This window comes from Aneurinibacillus sp. UBA3580 (assembly GCF_002375825.1).
In the GTDB taxonomy this organism is placed as follows: Bacteria; Bacillota; Bacilli; order Aneurinibacillales; family Aneurinibacillaceae; genus Aneurinibacillus; species Aneurinibacillus danicus.
Genome location: NZ_DFMZ01000104.1, coordinates 1 through 5177, shown reverse-complemented (window position 1 = coordinate 5177; position 5177 = coordinate 1). Strand labels below are relative to the sequence as shown.

4 protein-coding genes are annotated in these 5177 nt (G+C 46.5%); 2 read left to right on the top strand and 2 right to left on the bottom strand.

The window, feature by feature from the left end; translation table 11 throughout:
- Positions 1–447 precede the first annotated feature (447 nt).
- Positions 448–1563, top strand: coding sequence for a polysaccharide pyruvyl transferase CsaB (gene csaB, locus B2899_RS14785; protein ID WP_146810625.1), 1116 nt, complete (start codon positions 448–450; stop codon positions 1561–1563).
- Positions 1564–1932: 369 nt separating this feature from the next.
- On the opposite strand, the gene B2899_RS14780 is transcribed toward csaB, so the two are convergent.
- Together B2899_RS14780 and murJ are read right to left on the bottom strand one after the other, a co-directional pair.
- On the bottom strand, positions 1933–2850 hold the full coding sequence (locus B2899_RS14780; protein WP_286886807.1) for an NAD-dependent epimerase/dehydratase family protein: 918 nt from the start codon (positions 2848–2850) through the stop codon (positions 1933–1935).
- A gap of 6 nt (positions 2851–2856) precedes the next feature.
- The gene (murJ, locus tag B2899_RS14775) at positions 2857–4443 is read right to left on the bottom strand and encodes a murein biosynthesis integral membrane protein MurJ (RefSeq protein ID WP_286886804.1); all 1587 of its coding nucleotides are present in this window, start codon (positions 4441–4443) and stop codon (positions 2857–2859) included.
- 216 nt (positions 4444–4659) lie between these two features.
- Between murJ and B2899_RS14770 the strand changes: the two genes are divergently transcribed.
- Positions 4660–5177: glycosyltransferase family 4 protein (locus B2899_RS14770; protein WP_286886802.1), on the top strand; the 518-nt coding region annotated here is incomplete at its 3' end.

Genomic DNA, 5177 nt, shown 5'->3' with positions numbered 1-5177 from the left:
GGATAGTCGCGGCCCAGCTCCGCGGACACCTTCTCAAGCGCCTCGTTAATCGCTTTCATATTTTGTTCCTCGGCAAAGTTGGTAAACGGTTCTGGACGATATGGAATCACATTACATTCCTCCTTAAAGTTCATATCGTTGGTGTATCATTCTATAATAAAATGATGGATGTTCCGCACTGCTATTTTTACATTGCAAAGTGTGTGCCAATTTTGCATCCGCTTTCTTTTTGATTTTCTGAATAAGAAATCGTCAAATAACTGTAAATATATATACAAATTTGTAAAAACACCTTTTTAAATCTATACAAATATGTAAACACACCGATAGATTGATATGCAGGCTCTTCGTAAATTTCCCTATAGAGGTAACAACTTTCTTTCTTAATGGCAACCTGCTATACTAAAGTGTACATGTTTTAGTTCGGTTTGAAAGAAGGTCGCTTTCATGGCAAGAATACTGATCTCAGGGTACTACGGATTCGACAACGCCGGGGACGACACGGTGCTGTACGGAATCATCTCTTCACTTACCAAACATATACCGGACGCAGAGCTCGCCGTTTTATCGAATACGCCCGCCGAAACACAGGCCCTATTCGGCATTCCGGCATTTAACCGCTGGCGGATGAGTTCCATCGTCAATCAACTGCAAAAATCCGACCTTCTTGTCATGGGAGGCGGCAGCCTGCTTCAGGATGCGACAAGCCCGCGCAGCGTAATCTACTATCTTGGCATCGTCATGATGGCCAAAATGCTTGGTAAACCCGTAATTTTCTATGCTCAAGGCATTGGACCTATTAGCAAATCGATCAGCAAACAGCTTATCCGCATGATCGTTAACCGTGTCGACGTTATTACTGTACGTGACGAGCAATCAGGCGAGGATTTGAAATCATTAGGCGTTCATCAAGCGCCCATTTACGTAACGGCCGACCCGGCAGTGACGATTAATCCGAATCAGGTTGATATTTCATTCGGTCAGAGCATCATTCGCAAGTATAAACCGGGTTCAACCAAACCTGTCATGGCTATCTCGGTGCGTGCGTGGAAAAATGAACAAGATTACAAGGCTGTCATTGCCCAATTTGCGGATGAAGCGCTGCGTCAAGGATGGGAAATATTTTTCCTGCCTATGCAGAATCCGGCCGACCTCGCCCCTTCGCTCGATATTATCAAGCAAATGAAGGAACCGGGGGCCGTCGTCATCGAAGAGAAAATGAATTTTAAGCAAATATTCAGCTTTATCGGCGCGTCCCAATTTGTGCTGGGCATGCGGCTCCATTCCGTTATTCTGGCGGCAGTGATGAGCATTCCATTCGCCGGCATCTCCTATGATCCGAAGATGGATCGTTTTGTGCAGCGCCTCGGCATGAGATCCGCCGGACATATTAAAGATTTACGCTATGAATCGCTTCTGGCTAATGTGGAACCGGTGCTAAACGATTTGCCTGGCACCCGTGAAAAGATTCGGCGCAATATCGGCGCACTCGTACATGAAGCGGAGAAAAGCAGCCACCTGGCTGTCGAGTTGCTTGAACGCAGCAAGAGAAAAAAACGTTAAGTAAAACTTTGTCGAATAAAGACTCGAAATTGCACTTCTTTTGCCTATTTGCCACTAGTTTTGTAAGGCAGGAAGGAAGTTGTCCCGGAAATAAAGAATTCCCCCTTCACATGGATTTTTCTACCTGTGAAGGGGGAATTCTTTTGAAAAAGTATGACCAGGCTAATGTGCAGATCCTATTTGATTTGTTTTCGTGGAAAAAACGGGCCGGCGAAATTGTTCGTTTTGAAATTACGGAACGCGATCGTTACTGGGTTATTTCTTTCATCTCGTACAGTATGACGTCTTCATATGAACATACGTTTGCCAGCTTTACCGGCGATAGCCATGATGAACTGTATACCTGGGCCCTTACTCTTCTGACCGATTTCACTTTGAGGCTTGATAAAAACGAAGCGTCTTTGTTAGCCCCTCTTGCAGCGAGTACCGAGGCTTCCACCCAAGCTTTTCTGTAGCGCTTGTATTATCAAGGTAGCTGTGCATGATATCGCCTTCGCGCGGCGCCTCATACTTGACAGCCAGTTTGCTGCCCAGCGCTTCTTCCATCAGCGCAATGAGCTGGTTTACACTTGTTTTTTGGTTCGTACTGATATTAAGAATTTCATTGTCTCCCCCGGCCAGGGCCATAATATTGGCTCTGGCTACATCCTGTACATACACGAAGTCCCGCGTTTGCTCCCCGTCGCCGAAGACGGTTAATTCCTGTCCGGCCAGGGCCCGGTCAACAAAGATGGACACTACACCGCCTTCTCCCTTCGGATCCTGTCTCTCTCCATACACGTTTGCATAGCGGAATGCCGTATAGTTCAACCCGTATAAATGATGGTATGCATTCAGATAAAACTCAGGCACATATTTCGAGATACCGTATGGTGATAACGGCTGCTTCGGATGCACTTCATCAATGCCCATATACTGCGGTTCTCCGTATACCGCCGCTGATGATGCGTACACCACTTTGCGCACGCCATGCCTGCGGGCTGCTTCCAGCAGATTCACCGTACCGATGATATTCGTCGTTGCATCTCCTATCGGATCTTTTAGTGATATCGGAACAGAACTCTGCGCTGCCTGGTGGATAATAAAATCAGGCATCTCCTGTCGAATTACACGTTCCACATCCGGCGATGCGATATTCATTTCGTAAAACGAAGCATACGAATTTACCTGCCCCTTCTTTCCCGTTGATAAATCGTCAATAACACTTACCTCATATCCGGCTTCGAGCGCCTGATCCACAATATGAGACCCAACAAAGCCGGCTCCGCCTGTTACTAAAACTTTCATTTCCTGCTATCCCCTTTTTCTTTTAACTATCTTCCCGGCAAAACGTTCGATAATACGCAGCGCGAGCGGTTCACGAAACAGTACCAACACAGCAAAGAAAAGGCCCGCGCCTGCTGCAATCAAGAAAAGAATATACATTTTTTGCATCCAAACTCCATGAAACGATACGAATGCTGTAGCCATATACAAAACCGCACCCATCACGGCTGCTCCTATTACAGTCTTCAGAGCGGTCACCCAGAACGTCCGCTGAATAAACGGTCCGATATGCTTGCGCAGGAAATAGCTCAACACCAGCATATTAACCAATGATCCGGTCGTCGTACCAAGCGCCACGCCTCCATGACTAAGATATGTCATAAACATAAGGCTGGATAAAATATTAGCCAGAATACCGACTACGGCGGCAATTACAGTCAACTTCGTATTCTCCATCGCATAAAATGCGCGGGTTAACAAATCGCGGGCCGCAAAGAAGAATAGTCCCAATCCCATATATAGAAGCGCAGTCGCCGTCAGATCAATGGACGTTAAATCAAACTCCCCGTCAGGGCCCGTATAGAAAAGAAGCGAAACAATTTCATCCGGGACGACAATCATTGCCACGATAATCGGTACCATCAGGATAAATAAATACTGCATCCCTTCGGTAATGGATTGCTTCATTCGGCCCATCTCACCTTTGGTAAAATATTCAACAAGATAAGGATAAATCGGAAGCGTAAACGCTGCAACAAAAATCGCCGTCGGAAGCTGATATACGATATTGGCATATCCAAGTGCCGCTACCCTTCCTTCCCCTAAACCGGAAGCGAGCACCGGATAAATAAACGTATATACCTGCGTAATCAAAGAGCCGAGCATAATCGGGATGAAACGCTCTCCGATTTTTTTCATCTCCGTGTCATTCCATCTGAAATCCGGTGCAAGCGAATACCGCTCTTTTTTCAACGCATATATCATAGACAATGCCGCAAACAAAAAGCCGAGCGTCGTGCCCATAGCCACACCATAAATTCCGTAAAATGGAACGAGCAGCGGATATGCCGTGCATACGATCAGCGAATTCACAACCGTGCTCAGCTGCGGGATAAAAAATTGCTGATGTGCATTAAGCGTAGCCTGAAACACACCGATGAGCGCGATGAAAACGGCGGACGGCCACATCCACTGCAGAAGCTTCGCTCCCATCTCCAGCTGTGCCGCCCGCTGTTCGGGAGTAATCGCTTCTGAACCGTTCTGCATAAAGGTCATCAACTGGATAATCTCACGTGAAAACAGCATACCGATGGCCATTATCACAAAATAAATCGATACCGTTACGGTCATCATTTTCCGGAACAGCACCTGTGCTTCTTCCCTGTTCCCGTTCACTAGCATGCTTTTAATAGAAGGAACGAAGATTGCGTTCAGCGCCCCCGGAACAAATAAAAATATCATGCTCGGAATCGCAAAGGCATACCGGTAGGCATCCACTTCGAAGCTTGTTCCGAAACTATCGGCCAAAAGCGTCTCGCGCAGCAGGCCGACCACCCGCCCCACAAGCGTTACAATCATAATCACAACGGCCGATCGAAGTACGGTTTGTGCCATATGTATATAATCTCCTTACTACCCAACGATAATCTATCTGAATAGTCCCTGTGTAAAAACACGGCTTCTTTCATACTATACCTGAAATAAGAAAAATCAACCCTCTTACATTGAACATACCGGTAAAGATGCGATATAATTGTTACGATTTCATCGTTTAGCATCATACGTTTTTTAGTTGCTCTAGGGTCAGGAAGTGAACAGAGGATGTCTAAAATGAAAATATTGCATGCAATCGGCGGAGGCGAGTTTGGCGGCGCAGAGCAACATATTCTCGAATTGCTTGAAATTCTGTCCAGACACGCGGTCGACCCTGTCGTTGTGTGTTTCTATAACTCCACTTTTGCCGAAGAATTACGAAAACGAAACATTCGCGTCATCGTGCTGGATACATACGGTCGTTTTGATTTCCGGCTTGTGAAGGGACTTACCCGCGTATTCCAGGAGGAGAAGCCTGAGCTTATTCATTCCCATGGCGTAAAAGCAAACTTTTTCTGTCGTCTCGCCGCACGCTCCCTTCCTCGTGTACCTATCGTGACGACGATACACAGCGTGCTGCGCTACGATTACCCGAATCCGCTGGCCTACTTCCTCGCCTCTCGTATGGAACTGTGGACACGCAAGTGGAACGATCACTATATCGCCATCTCGAATTCCATTAAACAATCTCTTGAATCAGACGGGGTGAAATCACAAGACATTACGCTTATTCACCACGGCATTCCTATCGAGGA